The organism is Streptomyces europaeiscabiei, assembly GCF_036346855.1.
Classification (GTDB): Bacteria; Actinomycetota; Actinomycetes; order Streptomycetales; family Streptomycetaceae; genus Streptomyces; species Streptomyces europaeiscabiei.
The window spans coordinates 3,840,658-3,855,052 of sequence record NZ_CP107841.1 but is presented as its reverse complement, the minus strand read 5'-3'; the positions used below and the strand labels follow the sequence as shown (position 1 = coordinate 3,855,052).

General features: G+C 69.4%; 11 protein-coding genes and 1 pseudogene. 2 read left to right on the top strand and 10 right to left on the bottom strand.

Features of this window, described 5'->3' with window-relative positions; translation table 11 throughout:
- Positions 1-411 precede the first annotated feature (411 nt).
- From OG858_RS16660 to OG858_RS16635, 6 genes are all read right to left on the bottom strand, one after another.
- Positions 412-2,184, bottom strand: coding sequence for an IucA/IucC family protein (locus OG858_RS16660; RefSeq protein WP_086749222.1), 1,773 nt, complete (start codon positions 2,182-2,184; stop codon positions 412-414).
- The gene (locus OG858_RS16655; RefSeq protein ID WP_086749221.1) at positions 2,181-2,732 is read right to left on the bottom strand and encodes a GNAT family N-acetyltransferase; all 552 of its coding nucleotides are present in this window, start codon (positions 2,730-2,732) and stop codon (positions 2,181-2,183) included. The genes OG858_RS16660 and OG858_RS16655 overlap by 4 nt, the downstream gene beginning before the upstream one ends.
- Entirely contained in the window at positions 2,729-4,009 is a 1,281-nt protein-coding gene (locus OG858_RS16650) for a lysine N(6)-hydroxylase/L-ornithine N(5)-oxygenase family protein (RefSeq protein ID WP_319263571.1), read from the bottom strand. Before OG858_RS16650 ends, OG858_RS16655 begins: the two co-directional genes overlap by 4 nt.
- Complete coding sequence (gene desA / locus OG858_RS16645) at positions 3,990-5,435, bottom strand: lysine decarboxylase DesA (RefSeq protein WP_327724097.1); 1,446 nt, start codon at positions 5,433-5,435, stop codon at positions 3,990-3,992. Before desA ends, OG858_RS16650 begins: the two co-directional genes overlap by 20 nt.
- A gap of 228 nt (positions 5,436-5,663) precedes the next feature.
- Positions 5,664-6,521, bottom strand: a complete 858-nt coding sequence (locus OG858_RS16640; protein ID WP_328544762.1) for a siderophore-interacting protein — start codon at positions 6,519-6,521, stop codon at positions 5,664-5,666.
- 343 nt (positions 6,522-6,864) lie between these two features.
- Positions 6,865-7,917, bottom strand: coding sequence for an ABC transporter substrate-binding protein (locus OG858_RS16635; RefSeq protein WP_319064901.1), 1,053 nt, complete (start codon positions 7,915-7,917; stop codon positions 6,865-6,867).
- Between the two features lie 752 nt (positions 7,918-8,669).
- Here OG858_RS16635 and OG858_RS16630 point away from each other — a divergent pair.
- Together OG858_RS16630 and OG858_RS16625 are read left to right on the top strand one after the other, a co-directional pair.
- Positions 8,670-9,428: a hypothetical protein gene (locus OG858_RS16630; protein ID WP_319263720.1), complete on the top strand. Its 759-nt coding sequence runs from the start codon at positions 8,670-8,672 to the stop codon at positions 9,426-9,428.
- A complete protein-coding gene (locus OG858_RS16625) occupies positions 9,425-9,808 on the top strand; it encodes a GntR family transcriptional regulator (RefSeq protein WP_319263567.1) in 384 nt (127 codons plus the stop codon). The genes OG858_RS16630 and OG858_RS16625 overlap by 4 nt, the downstream gene beginning before the upstream one ends.
- Before the next feature lie 105 nt (positions 9,809-9,913).
- Here the strand turns inward: OG858_RS16625 and OG858_RS16620 are convergent.
- The 4 genes and pseudogenes from OG858_RS16620 to OG858_RS16605 form a co-directional block, all read right to left on the bottom strand.
- Positions 9,914-10,033: pseudogene (locus tag OG858_RS16620) on the bottom strand (IS630 family transposase); the annotation flags it as partial.
- A 154-nt stretch (positions 10,034-10,187) separates the two neighbouring features.
- A complete protein-coding gene (locus tag OG858_RS16615; protein ID WP_086747153.1) occupies positions 10,188-11,348 on the bottom strand; it encodes an acyl-CoA dehydrogenase family protein in 1,161 nt (386 codons plus the stop codon).
- A gap of 5 nt (positions 11,349-11,353) precedes the next feature.
- Entirely contained in the window at positions 11,354-12,331 is a 978-nt protein-coding gene (locus OG858_RS16610; protein WP_086747148.1) for a hydroxymethylglutaryl-CoA lyase, read from the bottom strand.
- The gene (locus OG858_RS16605; protein ID WP_086747152.1) at positions 12,328-14,352 is read right to left on the bottom strand and encodes an acetyl/propionyl/methylcrotonyl-CoA carboxylase subunit alpha; all 2,025 of its coding nucleotides are present in this window, start codon (positions 14,350-14,352) and stop codon (positions 12,328-12,330) included. Before OG858_RS16605 ends, OG858_RS16610 begins: the two co-directional genes overlap by 4 nt.
- Positions 14,353-14,395 lie beyond the last annotated feature (43 nt).

The window sequence follows — 14,395 nt, the reverse complement described above, 5'->3', positions numbered from 1 at the left end:
CGGCGGGGCTTCTCGCGCAGTTCCCCGCGCCCCTGAAAAGCAGGGGCTGCGCCCCTTGCTTTTCGGCCCGCGGGCCTGTCGCCATAAGGCCCGAGGGCCTTTGGCCTTCAGGCTCGCGGGTCCGTCGTCTTCAGGCTCGCGGGGCCTTGGTCTTCAGGTTCGCGGGGCCTTGGTCTTCAGGTTCGCGGGGCCTTGGTCCTCAGGCTCGCGGGGGCCTTGGTCCTCAGACTTGCGGGGCCGTGGGCTTTCAGGCTCGTGGGGGTCTGGTTTTTTGGGGGCGCGGGGAACTGCGTGATCAGCCCCCACTCGCCCGCAGTCGAAATCGTTCGCCGTCGGACGCATGACACGGCGGGCACCTCGGAGGACCGTACTCCGAGGTGCCCGCCTGCTTCGGTGGGGCCGTGCCGGGGGCTACACGCCCGCGAGGGGGTTCTGCAGGGTGCCGATGAGCTGGAGTGCGCCCGCCGGGTCCGCCAGGTCGACCATCTGCTTGTTGTTGCGCAGCTGGAGGCGGTTGAGGCAGGACAGCGCGAACTCGGGGGCGAACATGTCGTACCGGGCGAACTTGTCGGCGAGTTCGGGCATCGAGTGCTGGTAGTCGCGGACGGTCTCGGCGACCGTGCGCCAGAACTCCTCCTCGTCCAGGACGCCTTCCTCGGCGAGGTTCGCGGCCAGGAAGCGGAAGAAGCAGTCGAAGACGTCCGTGAAGAGGGACAGGAGCTTCTTGTCCTCGGGGACCTCGACGCGCAGCCGCTCGACCGTCGGCGGCAGCACCGCCTGCGGGTCCATGACCGCGATCTCCTCGGCGATGTCCTTGTAGATCGCCCGCTCGACGACACCGTCCTTCAGCACGAGGATGACGTTCTCGCCGTGCGGCATGAAGACGAGGTCGTAGGCGTAGAAGCTGTGGAGGAGCGGGGTGAAGTACGCCTTCAGGTAGCGGCGCAGCCACTCCGTCGGGGTCAGGCCCGAGCGTGCGATCAGCGCGGCGGCGAAGCCGTTGCCCTCGTGGTCGACGTGGACCAGGGAGGCCATCGTCGCCAGGGACTCGCCCTCCTGGAGCGAGGCGACCGGGCTCTCGCGCCACAGCGCGGCCAGCATCTTGCGGTAGGCGGAGTACTTGTCGGTGGCGGCCTCGTACTCCAGGTGCCGGTAGCCGACGGCGGCGCGCTCGCGGATGATCGACAGACCGGTCGACTTCAGGACCGGGTCGCTGTCGATGAGACCGGCGAGCCAGTCGTTGATGGCCGGGGTCGCCTCCATGTACGCCGCCGAGAGGCCGCGCATGAAGCCCATGTTGAGGACGGACAGGGCCGTTTTGACGTAGTGCTTCTCGGGGGCGGACCGGTTGAAGAACGTCCGGATCGACTGCTGGGCCAGGTACTCGTCGTCGCCCTCGCCGAGGCAGACCAGGTTCTGCTGGGCGATCTCGGCGGCGAAGGTGACGGTGAGCTTGTTCCACCACTGCCAGGGGTGGACCGGGATGAAGAGATAGTCGGCGGGGTCCAACTCCTGTTCCCTGAGCACGGAGTCGAAGCGCTCGACCGTCTCCGCGCCCAGTTCGTCCCGGAGGAACGTCTCGTACTCGATGCCCACGCCCGCCGTGAACGCCGCCCGTGAGCGGTGCGCGGCCAGCCAGACCAGACGGACCGGGCTCGCCGTCTCGGGGGCGTACGAGAGGTACTCGTGGACGCCGAAGCCGAGACGGCCGTTGTTGGCGACGAAGCAGGGGTGGCCCTCGGTCATCCCGGTCTCGATGGCCTGGAAGCCGCCGTCCACCAGCTCGGCGACCGGCGTCTGCGGCTTGGTGAGCTTGTAGCAGGTGCCGGCGAGGGTGGAGGAGATCTCCTCCAGGTAGACCGGGAGGATCTCGTCGCTCAGGCCGAGGGAGTGCCGCAGCTCGATGAAGAAGTCCAGGGCGGCCAGAGGGAGGTCGACGCCGTCTCGTCGACGGGTGATCGAGTCGGCGTCGACCTGCCAGTGGTCGAGGGCGCGCCGGACGGCGGTGAACCCGTAGCGGGTCGAGCCGTCGTCGCAGCGGACCTCGAAGCGGCCGTCGGCGGTGGCCTCCGGCGTGATGAGCCGCTCGTGGGCGAACTCGGCGAGGGCCTTGCGGATGAGCAGGCGGTTGGCCCGTGCCCAGCGGTGGGGGGACAGATGCGCTACGGCGTCGGACAGGGTCATACGGCTACTCCTCGGGCGGCCTCGAAGAACTGCTCTCGCGTGCAGAAACTCAGCAGTGCGCGCTTCTCCGGCTTGTCGATCTCGCGGTCGGGGACAAAACCGACGGCGTCGTTGAGGGCGTGGACGGCCTTGTTGGACACGTCCGGCTCGACGACGACCCGGTGGGTGGCCGGGTCCTCGAAGAGGTGCGCCATCACGGCGGTGATCACGGACCTGGTGAACCCGTGCACCGGGGTGTCCGTCGGCGGTACCAGGAAGTGCATGCCGACGTCCCCGGGCTCGGGCTCGTACAGGCCGACGAGCTCACGGTGGGTGGGGTCGTACTTCTCCATGAGGAAGACGGGCTCGCCGTCCAGCAGCCCCAGCAGGGCGTGGTGGTGCGGGTCGGCCGCGATCTCCATGTACGCGCGCTCGACGTCCTCCAGCCTGGCGTCCTGCATCATCCAGTACGCCGCCTTGGGGTGCGTCACCCAGCCGTGCAGCAGCTCGGCGTCGTTCAGCGGGTCGAGGGGACGGAAGGTGTAGTGCGCACCGTCGAGGCCGCTCATACCGCGAACTCCTGGAAGGCGATGCTCTTCTCGAGCGGGTAGTACTCGGTGCCGAGCAGTTCGCGGATGATGTACGCGTTCCGGTACGGGCCCATGCCCAGGTCGGGCGAGGTGATGCTGTGGGCGTGGACGGCGGCGTTCTGCAGGAAGACGCCTCGGCCGGTGGTGTCGATCGCGTAGTTGCGGGCCACGTCGAAGTTGCCCTGCGTGTCGTAGCGCAGCCGGTCGCGGACGGGCTTGAGGAACTCCGGCTCGGTGTACTTGTAGCCGGTGGCGAGGATCAGGCCCTGCGAGTCGATCTCGTAGTCCTTCCCCTGCTCCTCCTGACGCAGGCCCAGGGTGTACGTGCCGTTCTCGTGACGCACGCTGTTCAGGGCGGAGTTGGTGAGCAGGCGGGTGGGGAGCGGGCCGCCGAGGCTCTTCTGGTAGAGCAGGTCGAAGATCTCGTTGATGAGGTCTCCGTCGATGCCCTTGAAGAGGCCCTTCTGCTCCTGGGTCAGGCGGTGGCGGGTCGGCTCCGGCAGCTCGCGGAAGTAGTCGATGTACTCCGGGGAGGTCATCTCCAGCGTGAGCTTGGTGTACTCCAGGGGGAAGAAGCGCGGGGAGCGTGTCACCCAGTTCAGCTGGTAGCCGTGGACGTCGATCTCGCCGAGCAGGTCGTGGTAGATCTCGGCGGCCGACTGCCCGGAGCCGACCAGGGTGATCGACTTCTTCTTCTGCAGCTCCCGCTTGTGCCGCATGTAGCGGGAGTTGTGGATGTAGTCGCCGCCCAGGCCCTGGACCGCCTCCGGGAGGTACGGGGGCGTGCCGGTGCCGAGGACGAGGTGGCGGGCGCGCAGGACGTCGCCGTCGGCCGTCCGCACGGCGTACACGTCGTCCTCGTACGTCACCTCGGTGACCGTCGTGGCGAAGCGGACGTTGCTCAGCCGGTTCGCGGCCCAGCGGCAGTAGTCGTCGTACTCGACCCGCAGCGGGTAGAAGTTCTCGCGGATGTAGAACGAGTACAGGCGGCCCGATTCCTTCAGGTAGTTCAGGAAGGAGTACGGGGAGGTCGGGTCGGCGAGGGTGACCAGGTCCGACATGAACGGGGTCTGGAGGTGGGCGCCGTCGAGGAACATCCCCGAGTGCCACTCGAAGTTCGGCTTCGAGTCCAGGAAGATCCCGTCGAGTTCGGCGATGGGCTCGGTGAGGCAGGCGAGGCCGAGGTTGAAGGGTCCCAGTCCGATGCCGATGAAGTCGTAGGTCTTCACGGCGGGTTCAGGAAGCGACGCGGTCAAGGGATTCTCCCAGGTACTGCTCGGCGTGGCCGGCGATCAGGTCGAGTACGGCGGCGATGTCCTCGGCCGTCGTCTCGGGGTTGAGCAGGGTGAACTTCAGGTAGTGGCGACCGCCGACCTTGGTGCCCGCGACCACGGCGTCACCGGAGGCGAACAGGGCCTTGCGGGCGTACAGGTTGGCGCGGTCGATCTCGGCCGGGTCGGTGACGGCCTCGGGGATGTAGCGGTAGACCAGCGTGGACAGCTGAGGCTCCACGACCACGTCGTAGCGCGGATCGGCGGCGAGCAGTTTCCAGCCCTCCTCCGCCAGGTCGCAGACCTCGTCGAAGAGCTGGCCGATGCCGTCGGCGCCCATCGTGCGCAGCGTCATCCACAGCTTGAGCGCGTCGAAGCGGCGGGTGGTCTGCAGGGACTTGTCGACCTGGTTGGGGATGCGCTCGGTGACCATGCGGCGCGGGTTGAGGTACTCCGCGTGGTAGGTCGCGTGGCGCAGCGTGGCCGAGTCACGGACGAGGACGGCGGACGAACTCACCGGCTGGAAGAAGGACTTGTGGTAGTCCACGGTGACGGAGTCGGCGCGCTCGATGCCGTTCAGGAGGTCGCGGCGCTTGAGCGAGACGAGCAGACCGCAGCCGTAGGCGGCGTCGACGTGCATCCAGGTGTCGTACTGCGCGCACAGCTCGGCTATCTCGGGCAGCGGGTCGATGGAGCCGAAGTCGGTGGTGCCGGAGGTGGCGACGACGGCCATGGGGACGAGGCCGTCGTTCCTGCAGCGCTCCAGCTCGCGGGCGAGGGCGACCGTCTGCATGCGCTTGTTGCCGTCGACCGGGACGCAGACGACGGCGTCCTGGCCGAGGCCCAGCAGTTTCGCCGACTTCTTCACGCTGAAGTGGCTGACCTCCGAGGTGAAGATCCGCAGTCTCGCGGTGTCGTCGGTCTTGGCCTCCTCACGGGCGAGGAGCAGGGCCTGGAGGTTGGACTGCGAGCCGCCGGAGGTGAACACGCCGTCGGCGGACGGACCGAAGCCGATGCGCTCGTTCGTCCAGTCGATGAGTTTGCGCTCGATCAGGGTGCCGCCCGCCGACTGGTCCCAGGTGTCCAGGGAGGAGTTGACGGCGGAGAGGACGGCCTCGCCGAGCACGGCCGGGATGACGACCGGGCAGTTGAGGTGGGCGAGATAGCGCGGGTGGTGGAAGTAGACCGCGTCGCGGAGGTAGACGTCCTCCAACTCGTCGAGGACGGCGGCCGTGTCGTGCAGCGGCTTGTCGAGGTCGATCTTCTCGATGTGGGGGGAGAGGGCGTCGACGGTGACACCGGTGAACGGTCGGTCGGTGGTGGCGAGTTTGGCCGCCACCCGCTCCACGCCTTCGGTCACGGTGCGGCGGTACCGCTCCGCGGTCGTGTCATTGAGCAGGTGCGAGCGCATGGGGAGGTCCTCCGAGCGGGGCGGTCCGGGTGGGACGGAGAGGTGAGTGGGGGGTGACATCACGTCGTCCAACTTAGGTAAGCCTAACCTAACTAACGCAAGTGGAGCCCGAACTCGGCCGTGACCGTGGTCACTTCACCGTCTCCGGTGTCTCCGGTGACTTCGGTGACTTCGGTGACTTGCGGGCTCCGGTATCTCTGGTGGCTCGGGTAGTTCTGGTGACTCGGTCTACTCGCCGCGCTCCCGCAGCTGCTCCTCCGTCAGACCCTCACGCCAGTACCCGACGAAGGTCACCCGCCGCCTGTCGATCCCGCGCTCCCGCACGAGATGACGGCGCAGCTCCTTCACGCGGCCCGACTCACCGGCGATCCAGGCGTACGGCAGCTCGCTGGACGGCAGTCGGGCGGCACGGACGGTGTCGAGGGCGGTCGGCGCCCCCTCGGCCCGTACGAGCCAGGTGATCTCGGCGTCGGCCTCGGTGGCCAGGTCCTGGATGTCGCCCGCGTGGTGGACCTCCAGCCAGACCCGGGCCCGCGTACCGGCGGGCAGCGACTCCAGGATCGCCGAGGCGGCGGGCAGCGCCGTCTCGTCACCCCAGATCAGCACCAGGTCGGTGTCCGCCGGCGGACGGAAGCGGATCGCGCGGTTGTCGGCGACGGCGGGTCCGAGCAGCACGACCCGGTCACCGGCCCGCGCCGCCGACGCCCACCGGGACGCGGGCCCGGCGGGCATGGCGGCCCCCGGCTCCACCCCGTGCAGCACGAAGTCGATGTCGATCTCGACGGTGTCGCCGTGGATGTCCGAGCGGAGCCCCCGCAGGGTGTACGAGCGCATCACCGCCCTTACGTCGTCCGGCAGTTCCCGCCATGCCTGCCACCAGCCGTCGCCCAGTTCGAAGGGGATGGCTGGGACGTCCTGCCCCGGCTGCGGCAGAAAGAGGGACAGTGACTGATCCCGGCCGTCGGAGTGGAAATACCTCAGATCGTCCCCCGCGAACGAGACCCGTACGAGAGACGGCCCCAGCCGCTCCGTCCGCACGACCTGAAGAGAGAAGAAACGGAAGGGGGCGGCTACGGCCGTCGTCATGGGGGCTCCTGCATCAGGGGCGGGGTCGTATGTGGGAGGGGCGTGCCCGGGCAACTCAGGGGCGCGGGGTGCTGACATGTGCGGCTGCGCCGCGTGGGCGCGGCCAGCCACGACGGCGTCCCGCCGGGTGGTGTAGCCGATCAAGGTCCCGGAATCCGCAGGTCGGGGACGGTGGCACCGCCGGACCGGGTGTTCAACCCGCCTCAGCAGGGCGCCTCGTGGACTGCCGCCTCTGCGGAGATCGCCAGCGGTCTCGTACCGGAACGCGCACAGCTTGATCGCGTACACCACGACGCGGGACCACGACCCCAGCCACATGCGACCCGCGGCCGGGCTACGCCGGTCAGCTGACCTTCTTCGCGTTCTCGATCGCCTCGGCCAGCTCCTCGAGAAGCGGCGCGCACTTGTCGTAGGACAGAATCGGCTCGGGGTTACGCCCGATGACCTGCCCCGCCTTCACAGCCGGCAGCTTCTTCCACGTCGCCTCTTCGATCGCGTCCGGCTGGATCGCCGACGTGCGGTTGTCCATGATGATGACGTCCGCGTCGTACTTGTCGACGTTCTCCCAGCTGAGGTTCTCGAACCAGCCCCCACTGGCCTCCAGCGCGGCGGCGCTCGGCTCGACGAAGTTCACGCCGAGGGCCTTGTAGTACTCCAGGTCGATGGAGAGGTTCGAGCCGGAGACGTAGAAGATGTCCTGGCTGGCGGAACCCGCGAGCACCTTGATGTCGGGCTTGGCCTTGGCGGCCGCGCGCAGCCGGGCGGCCGCGTCCTCGAACCGCTTCTTGGCCGCGGTGATCTTCTCCGACTCCGTGTCCGCGCCGAGGGACTTGGCCAGCTCCAGCATGCGCTGCAGCGGCTCGGTCATCTGACGGTCGTACACGGAGATGCCGACGCTCGGGGCGAGCTTGGCGATCTTGTCCTTGGAGGTCTCGGGCACGTACCAGAGGGTGCCGGCGTCGTCGAACAGCGTGGTGATGAGGACGTCGGGGGCGAGTGCGGCGTACTTCTCGACGTTGAACTCGTCCCAGACGTTGCCGAGGATGGTGACCTTGCTGATGTCGAGGTCACCGGCCTGGACGTCGGCCTTGCCGTCCGTCGTCCTGGTCGGACCGAAGACGCCCTTGACGTCGATGCCGTAGTCGTACAGCGCGGCGGCGACACCCACGAAGGCGACGATGTTCGCCGGGGCCTTGTCGGTCTTGGCGGTCACGCCGCGGTCGTCCTTGAACGACCAGGGACCGGACTTGGCGGCAGCCGTCTCCTTGTCGGAGCCAGTGCTGCTGCTCGTCGCGTCCTCGTCTCCGCAGGCGGCGAGGACGGCACCGAGACCGAGTGCGCCACCGGCGGCGAGGATGCCACGGCGGGTGAGGTGAGCGGCTCTGGCGTTGGACATGTGTATGGCTACTTTCGAACGGGGCGGAGTGCCGCCCGAGGGTGAGTTCGAAGGTAGGTTAGCCTAACCTCACTGCTTGTCCAGGGGGTGGTTCCAGGGAATGGAATGCCCGGGTCCGACTCTGTCCTAATCTTTGAATTACCTGTGAATCGAAGGTTGGTGGGGTTCGCAGGGTGCTGCTGGCCCTTAAACCCGTGGCTTGTGTCGCCAATGTGAAGGATGCTTGAACCCGACTCGGCTGTTCTTTACATGGGGCAAACGGTCGTCCGACTTGTGTGCGGCGAGTCGGGCGGAAGGGTGTCGGCGTCGGCTCGGCATGGCTGATTCCGGCCTTCATTCGAACGCATCCTGTCTGGGGGCGGTCGTCCGGCGGGGCTGCGCTGCCGGGATCGAGCCGGCCGGGCCGACTCGTCGGCGAGCGGCGTGCGTTGCACCCCGCCTGGGCGGGCTCCGGTTTGGGGTCGACGGCGCCCGGGGGGTCGCTTGCGTGCCCATCGGTACTGCGGTGACCACGAGCGCCTGCCCGGGGTGAGCGAGTCCTTGACGTGCGGGCGGCTATCGCTCTGGTGGCCAGGCGGGCGGTCAGGGAGCGGCGAAGCTGACGCCTGTCTGCTGGTCCATCCGAACTCGGGTCGGCGGCCCGGGTCGTTCTCGCCGCGAATCGAGTGTGTCAACTCCTTGACACGCTTCGGGCTCGGTCGATAATTGTGTCACATGGTTAATACACTGGGCGGAAGGGCAAAGTGATCAGCATGCCGGCTGCCGCAGGAACGGAAGCCGCGTGGCGGGCGCGGCTCGATACGCCCGTGCGGTGGGTCGGCGCGGCGACCGGCCTGGCGGTCAACGCGCTGGTCTCGTTCGACCCTGAGCCTGACGTGGATCTGCTGTACGGGTTTCCCGTGTTCGCTCTGTGTGTCATGGCCGGCGTGTTTGCGGCGGATCTGACCGCGCGCCCAGGTTCCGGCTGGATTCGAGTGGCCCAGGTGGCGCCACGCCGGATCCGGGAGTATCTGCCCCGGTCCCTCAGTGCAGTATTGGCCGTCCAGGCGGGTCTCTTGCTGATGCTTGTGACCATCGCCGCAGTTACGGCCTCGGCGGACGCCGACGGCCGCTCGGGCCGCGCCCTGTCCGTCACCTGTCCGGCAGGCACCCAACTGCTCTCACCCTGGCCCGGCCCTTACTACGCCTGGCCGGCCCTGAGCGGTCTTGCCGCCGGTACCGTCGCTTGCGCACTGCTCCTGCACCGAGTCACAGTCCGGTCCGGAAGCGTTGACCAACGCCGCATCTCGGTCCGGGCGGCGGTCGGCGCATGGGGAGTGCTGGTGACCGCCCCTCTCTTCGCCGTCTCCTCGACGATGGCCGAGGCCGTGCTGAACACGTCCTGCGCGAGCCTGATGCAGAACGTGGCCCTGTGGGGGCTGGGCCTCGCAGCCCTCACCTCCGCAGTGACTGCCGGCCACTGCCTGAGCGTCCTTCTGCTGCCGCAGATCTACATCAAGGCTCGGCCGTGACAGTGCAGAACGTCAGCGTGAGCCACGCTTCCCCGGTGCCGCCCTACGAGCAACTCCGCGTACAGCTAGCCGACTTGATCTCTGTTGGCCAGCTACAGCAGGGCGACAGACTGCCGCCCGTGCGACAGCTCGCCTCTGACCTCGGCGTAGCCAACAACACGGTGGTCCGGGCATACCGCGAACTGGAAACTGCCGGTCTGGTGAAGAGCCGCCGCGGATCTGGCACCCGGGTTGTCGCCCCCCCAGGCCCAACCGACACCAAAGCGAAACTGGCTGAACATGCACGCACTTACGCGGCAGCCGCCAGACAGCTCGACGCCACGGACGAAGAAGTGCTCGCGGCGATCCGTCACGTTCTCGCGACTCTCCATGGTCCCTGACCTACCCAGAGGACATCAGCGCTTCGTCCCTGCCCTCCGGGTTGAGAAAGGGGCACTCGTCGTCAGGCTTGGGCAGACGGGGGACGGCCCTCCCGTCCATGGAAACGCCGGCAGCATCATCGCCCGGCGGTAGCGCACCGAGCTGGTACCGCTCCGGCGTACGGTCCACTGCAGTTCCTGCCCTTTCTGATCGGTCGGCCTGCATGCCCGCACAGCCTCGGCCATCGTGATCCAGCGGTCGGAAAGGACGTCGCCGCCGTATCCGACCGCCCCGCCCGCCGCCCCGGTGAAGCCCTGCGCCTGCGGCACCAGAGAACCCGGCCGATGCCGTCCGGCCATGCGGGAGGACCAACACGGCGAACCCTTTCCGGCCGCAGTGCTATCCGGTCAGCCCCAACTCCCTGGCGATCAGCATGCGTTGCACCTCGCTGGTGCCCTCGCCGATCTCCAGGATCTTGGAGTCGCGCCACATGCGGGCGACGGGGTACTCGTTCATGAAGCCGTAGCCGCCGTGGATCTGGGTGGCGTCGCGGGCGTTGTCGACGGCGATGGTGGACGAGTAGAGCTTCGCCAGGGCCGCTTCCTTCTTGAAGGGATCGCCGCCCACCAGCCGGGAGGCCGCGTCGCGCCAGGCGAGCCGGGCCGTGTGGGCCTTCATCTCCATGTCGGCGATCTTGAACTGGATGGCCTGGTTGGCACCGATCGGGCGGCCGAAGGCGTGCCGTTCCTTCGCGTACTTCACCGACTCGTCCACACAGCCCTGGGCGAGCCCTGTGGCGAGCGCCGAGATGGCGATGCGGCCCTCGTCGAGGATGCGCAGGAACTGGGCGTAGCCACGGCCGAGTTCGCCGAGGAGGTTCTCCGCCGGGACCCGGACGTCCGCGAACGACAGCTCCCGGGTGTCCGAGGCGTTCCAGCCGACCTTGGAGTAGGGGGCGGCCACCGTGAAGCCCGGGGTGCCGGACGGGACGATGATCGAGGAGATGAGGGGCTTGCCGTCCGGGGTGCGGCCGGTGACCGCCGTGACCGTGACCAGGGCCGTGATGTCCGTCCCCGAGTTGGTGATGAAGCACTTGCTGCCGTTGATGACCCATTCGTCTGTCGACTCGTCCAGGCGGGCCGTCGTACGGGTGGCGCCCGCGTCCGAGCCGCCGTCGGGCTCGGTGAGGCCGAACGCGCCCAGCACCTCGCCGGAGCACAGGCGCGGCAGCCACTCCTCCTTCTGCGCCCGGGTACCGAAGAGATGGATCGGCATCGCGCCCAGGGAGACCCCGGCTTCGAGGGTGATGGCCACGGACGAGTCCACCCGGGCCAGCTCCTCCAGCGCGATGCCCAGCGCCAGATAGTCGCCGCCCATGCCGCCGTACTCCTCGGGGAACGGCAGCCCGAACAGCCCCATGCGGCCCATCTCGCGGACGATCTCGTACGGGAACTCGTGCCGCTCGTAGAAGTCGCCGATCTTGGGCGCGACGACCTCGTGCGCGAACTCCTCGACCGTACGGCGGAGTTCTTCCAGCTCGGGGGAGAGGCGGTGGTTCATGGACGTCATTGCTCCTTGTGGTCCTCGTGGCCCTCGTCGTCCTTGTGGGACAGGGCTCGTACGGTGCGGGACGGGCTGGGTCGGCCCAGGTGTCCGGCCATCCACGCGCTCGTGGCGACGAGGCGGCCGAGGTCGACGCCCGTGTCGATGCCGAGGCCCCGCAGCATCCACACGAGGTCCTCGGTGGCGAGGTTCCCGGTGGCGGACTTCGCGTACGGGCAGCCGCCGAGGCCGCCGGCCGAGGCGTCGACCGTGGTGACGCCGTACTGGAGCGCCGCCAGGGTGTTGGCGAGGGCCTGGCCGTAGGTGTCGTGGAAGTGCACGCCGAGCGCGGACGTGGGGACGTCCGCCTCGTTCAGCGCGGTGAGCAGTGCCTGGACATGGCCCGGGGTGGCCACACCGATCGTGTCGCCGAGGCTCAGTTCGTCGCAGCCCAGGTCCAGGAGCGCGCGGCAGACCCGGACGACCTGGGGGATCGGGACGGCACCCTCCCAGGGGTCACCGAAGCACATCGAGAGGTAGCCCCGTACATGCACGTCGCCCTCGGCCTTCGCCCGGGTCACCACCGGGTCGAACATGGCCAGTGCCTCGTCGACCGTGCGGTTGAGGTTGGCCTTGGCGAAGGACTCCGTGGCGCTGGCGAAGACGGCGACCCGGCGGGCACCGAGGGCGAGGGCGCGGTCGAGGCCGCGCTCGTTGGGGACGAGGACGGGGAGATCCACCGGGAGGTCGGTGACGAGGGGGAACAAGGCCTCCGCGTCCGCCAGTTGGGGCACCCACTTGGGGTGCACGAAGCTGGTGGCCTCGATGGTGGTGAGGCCCGCGTCGGCCAGCCGGTGGACGAACTCCGCCTTCACTGCCGTCGGGACGGTCGCCTTCTCGTTCTGCAGGCCGTCCCGGGCGCCGACCTCGTGGATACGGACGCGGGCCGGGAGGCCTTCGGTCGGCACGGTCATGGGGAGGCCCTGTTCCTGGACGGTCATACGGCCGCCTCCTCCAGCTCGTGCGGTGCGACGACCGCCAGCACCTGGTCCATGGCGACGGTCGTCCCGGGCGTGACGTCCAGCTCGGTGACCGTCCCGGCGTGCGGCGCGGAGACGACGTGCTCCATCTTCATCGCCTCCACCACCAGCAGGCTCTGCCCGGCGGCCACCTCGTCCCCGACGGCAACCTTCACCACGGTGACCGTCCCGGGCATCGGCGCCGTCAGCGAGTCTGCGCCCGCGTGGGCGGCGCCGGTGAGCGCGGCGGCGACGGGGTCGTGGTCGCGCACCTGCCAGGCGTCGCCGTCCCGGCCCAGCCAGTCGGAGGCGTGGTGGAAGGTGTGGGTGAGGCCGTCGAGGTGGAAGGTGAACCTGCCCTCCGCCCCGGGACGCGGGGGCGCACCCCCGGACCCCCGCAGGGGGGTTTCGGCCCCGTCCGGCAGCACCTCGGTCCCGCCGTCCGGTGTGCGGCGCACGTGCACGGTGACCGGCTCGTGGCCCGGCAGCCGCAGGTGGTGTGCCGTCCAGGCCCGTTCGCCGCCCAGCCTCCAGCCGACCGCGGTGTCGAACGGATCGGTCCAGCCGGCGCCGTCGCCGGCGGTCGGAGTGAGCGCGGCCTGGCGCAGTGCCGCCGCCGCCGCGTAGACCTCCACCGGCACCTCGTCCGGGACCAGCCCGTCCACCTCCCGCTCCACCAGCCCCGTGTCCAACTCGCCCGCCACCACCGCCGGATGGGCCAGCAGCCGGCGCAGGAACCCGGCGTTCGTCTGGACGCCCAGGGTGACCGTCTCCGCGAGGGCCGCGCGGAGTCTGCGCAGGGCGGTGGGCCGGTCGGGGCCGTAGGCGATGACCTTGGAGAGCATCGGGTCGTACAGCGAGCCGACCTCAGTGCCCTCGGTGAGGCCGGAGTCCGTACGGACACCGTCGCCGTCCGGCTCGCGCAGGCGCAGGATCGTGCCGCCGGAGGGGAGGAAGCCGCGCGAGGGGTCCTCGGCGCAGATCCGCGCCTCGACCGCGTGCCCCGTCAGCCGTACGTCCTCCTGCCCGAAGGACAGCCGCTCGCCCGCCGCGACCCGGAGCTGCCACTCCACCAGGTCGACGCCCGTGACCAGCTCGGTCACCGGGTGCTCGACCTGGAGGCGGGTGTTCATCTCCATGAAGTAGTACGAGGAGGGGTCGCCGCCGGGGACGATGAACTCGACCGTGCCCGCGCCGGAGTAACCGCAGGAGCGGGCCGCCTGGACGGCCGCCTCGCCCATCGCGGCCCGGGTGGCCTCGTCGAGCAGGACGCTGGGCGCCTCCTCGATGACCTTCTGGTGGCGGCGCTGGAGGGAGCACTCGCGCTCACCGAGGTGGACCACGCCGCCGTGACCGTCGGCCAGGACCTGGATCTCGATGTGCCGGGGGCGGTCGATCCACCGCTCCACGAGGAGGGTGTCGTCGCCGAAGGACGAGCGGGCCTCGCGGCGGGCGGCGGCGATCTCGTCGGCCAGCAGCTCCGCGTCCCGGACCAGCCGCATGCCCTTGCCGCCGCCGCCCGCGCTGGGCTTCAGCAGCACCGGCATGCCGATCTCGTGGGCGGCGTCGGCGAGTTGGGAGTCGGTCAGACCGCTGCCGCTGGAACCGGGCACCACCGGCACCCCGGCCGCCCGGACCGTCTCCTTGGCGCGGATCTTGTCGCCCATGAGGGAGATGGCGTCGGCGGGCGGACCGATGAAGACGAGACCCGCGTCGGCGCACGCCCGCGCGAACCCGGCGTTCTCGGCGAGGAAGCCGTACCCCGGGTGCACCGCCTGCGCGCCCGTCCGGGCCGCCGCCTCCAGCAGCCGCTCCACCGACAGATAGCTCATCGTCGCCGGCGGCGGACCGATCCGTACCGCCGTGTCGGCCTCCCGGACGTGCCGGGCGTCGGCGTCCGCGTCGGAGAAGACGGCGACGGAGCGGACGCCGAGTGCGCGGAGGGTGCGGATGACGCGGACGGCGATCTCGCCCCGGTTGGCCACCAGGACCGTGTCGAACATGGTCGGCTGCTTCGGTTCCATCGGCTTCTTCGGTTCCATCGGC

What these genes read in the sequence shown, in the direction of transcription:
- OG858_RS16660 (WP_086749222.1), bottom strand. Translation starts at nt 2,184, where the DNA reads ATGACCCTGTCCGACGCCGTAGCGCATCTGTCCCCCCACCGCTGGGCA.
- OG858_RS16655 (WP_086749221.1), bottom strand. Translation starts at nt 2,732, where the DNA reads ATGAGCGGCCTCGACGGTGCGCACTACACCTTCCGTCCCCTCGACCCG.
- desA (WP_327724097.1), bottom strand. Translation starts at nt 5,435, where the DNA reads ATGCGCTCGCACCTGCTCAATGACACGACCGCGGAGCGGTACCGCCGC.
- OG858_RS16640 (WP_328544762.1), bottom strand. Translation starts at nt 6,521, where the DNA reads ATGACGACGGCCGTAGCCGCCCCCTTCCGTTTCTTCTCTCTTCAGGTC.
- OG858_RS16635 (WP_319064901.1), bottom strand. Translation starts at nt 7,917, where the DNA reads ATGTCCAACGCCAGAGCCGCTCACCTCACCCGCCGTGGCATCCTCGCC.
- OG858_RS16630 (WP_319263720.1), top strand. Translation starts at nt 8,670, where the DNA reads ATGCCGGCTGCCGCAGGAACGGAAGCCGCGTGGCGGGCGCGGCTCGAT.
- OG858_RS16615 (WP_086747153.1), bottom strand. Translation starts at nt 11,348, where the DNA reads ATGAACCACCGCCTCTCCCCCGAGCTGGAAGAACTCCGCCGTACGGTC.
- OG858_RS16610 (WP_086747148.1), bottom strand. Translation starts at nt 12,331, where the DNA reads ATGACCGTCCAGGAACAGGGCCTCCCCATGACCGTGCCGACCGAAGGC.
- OG858_RS16605 (WP_086747152.1), bottom strand. Translation starts at nt 14,352, where the DNA reads ATGTTCGACACGGTCCTGGTGGCCAACCGGGGCGAGATCGCCGTCCGC.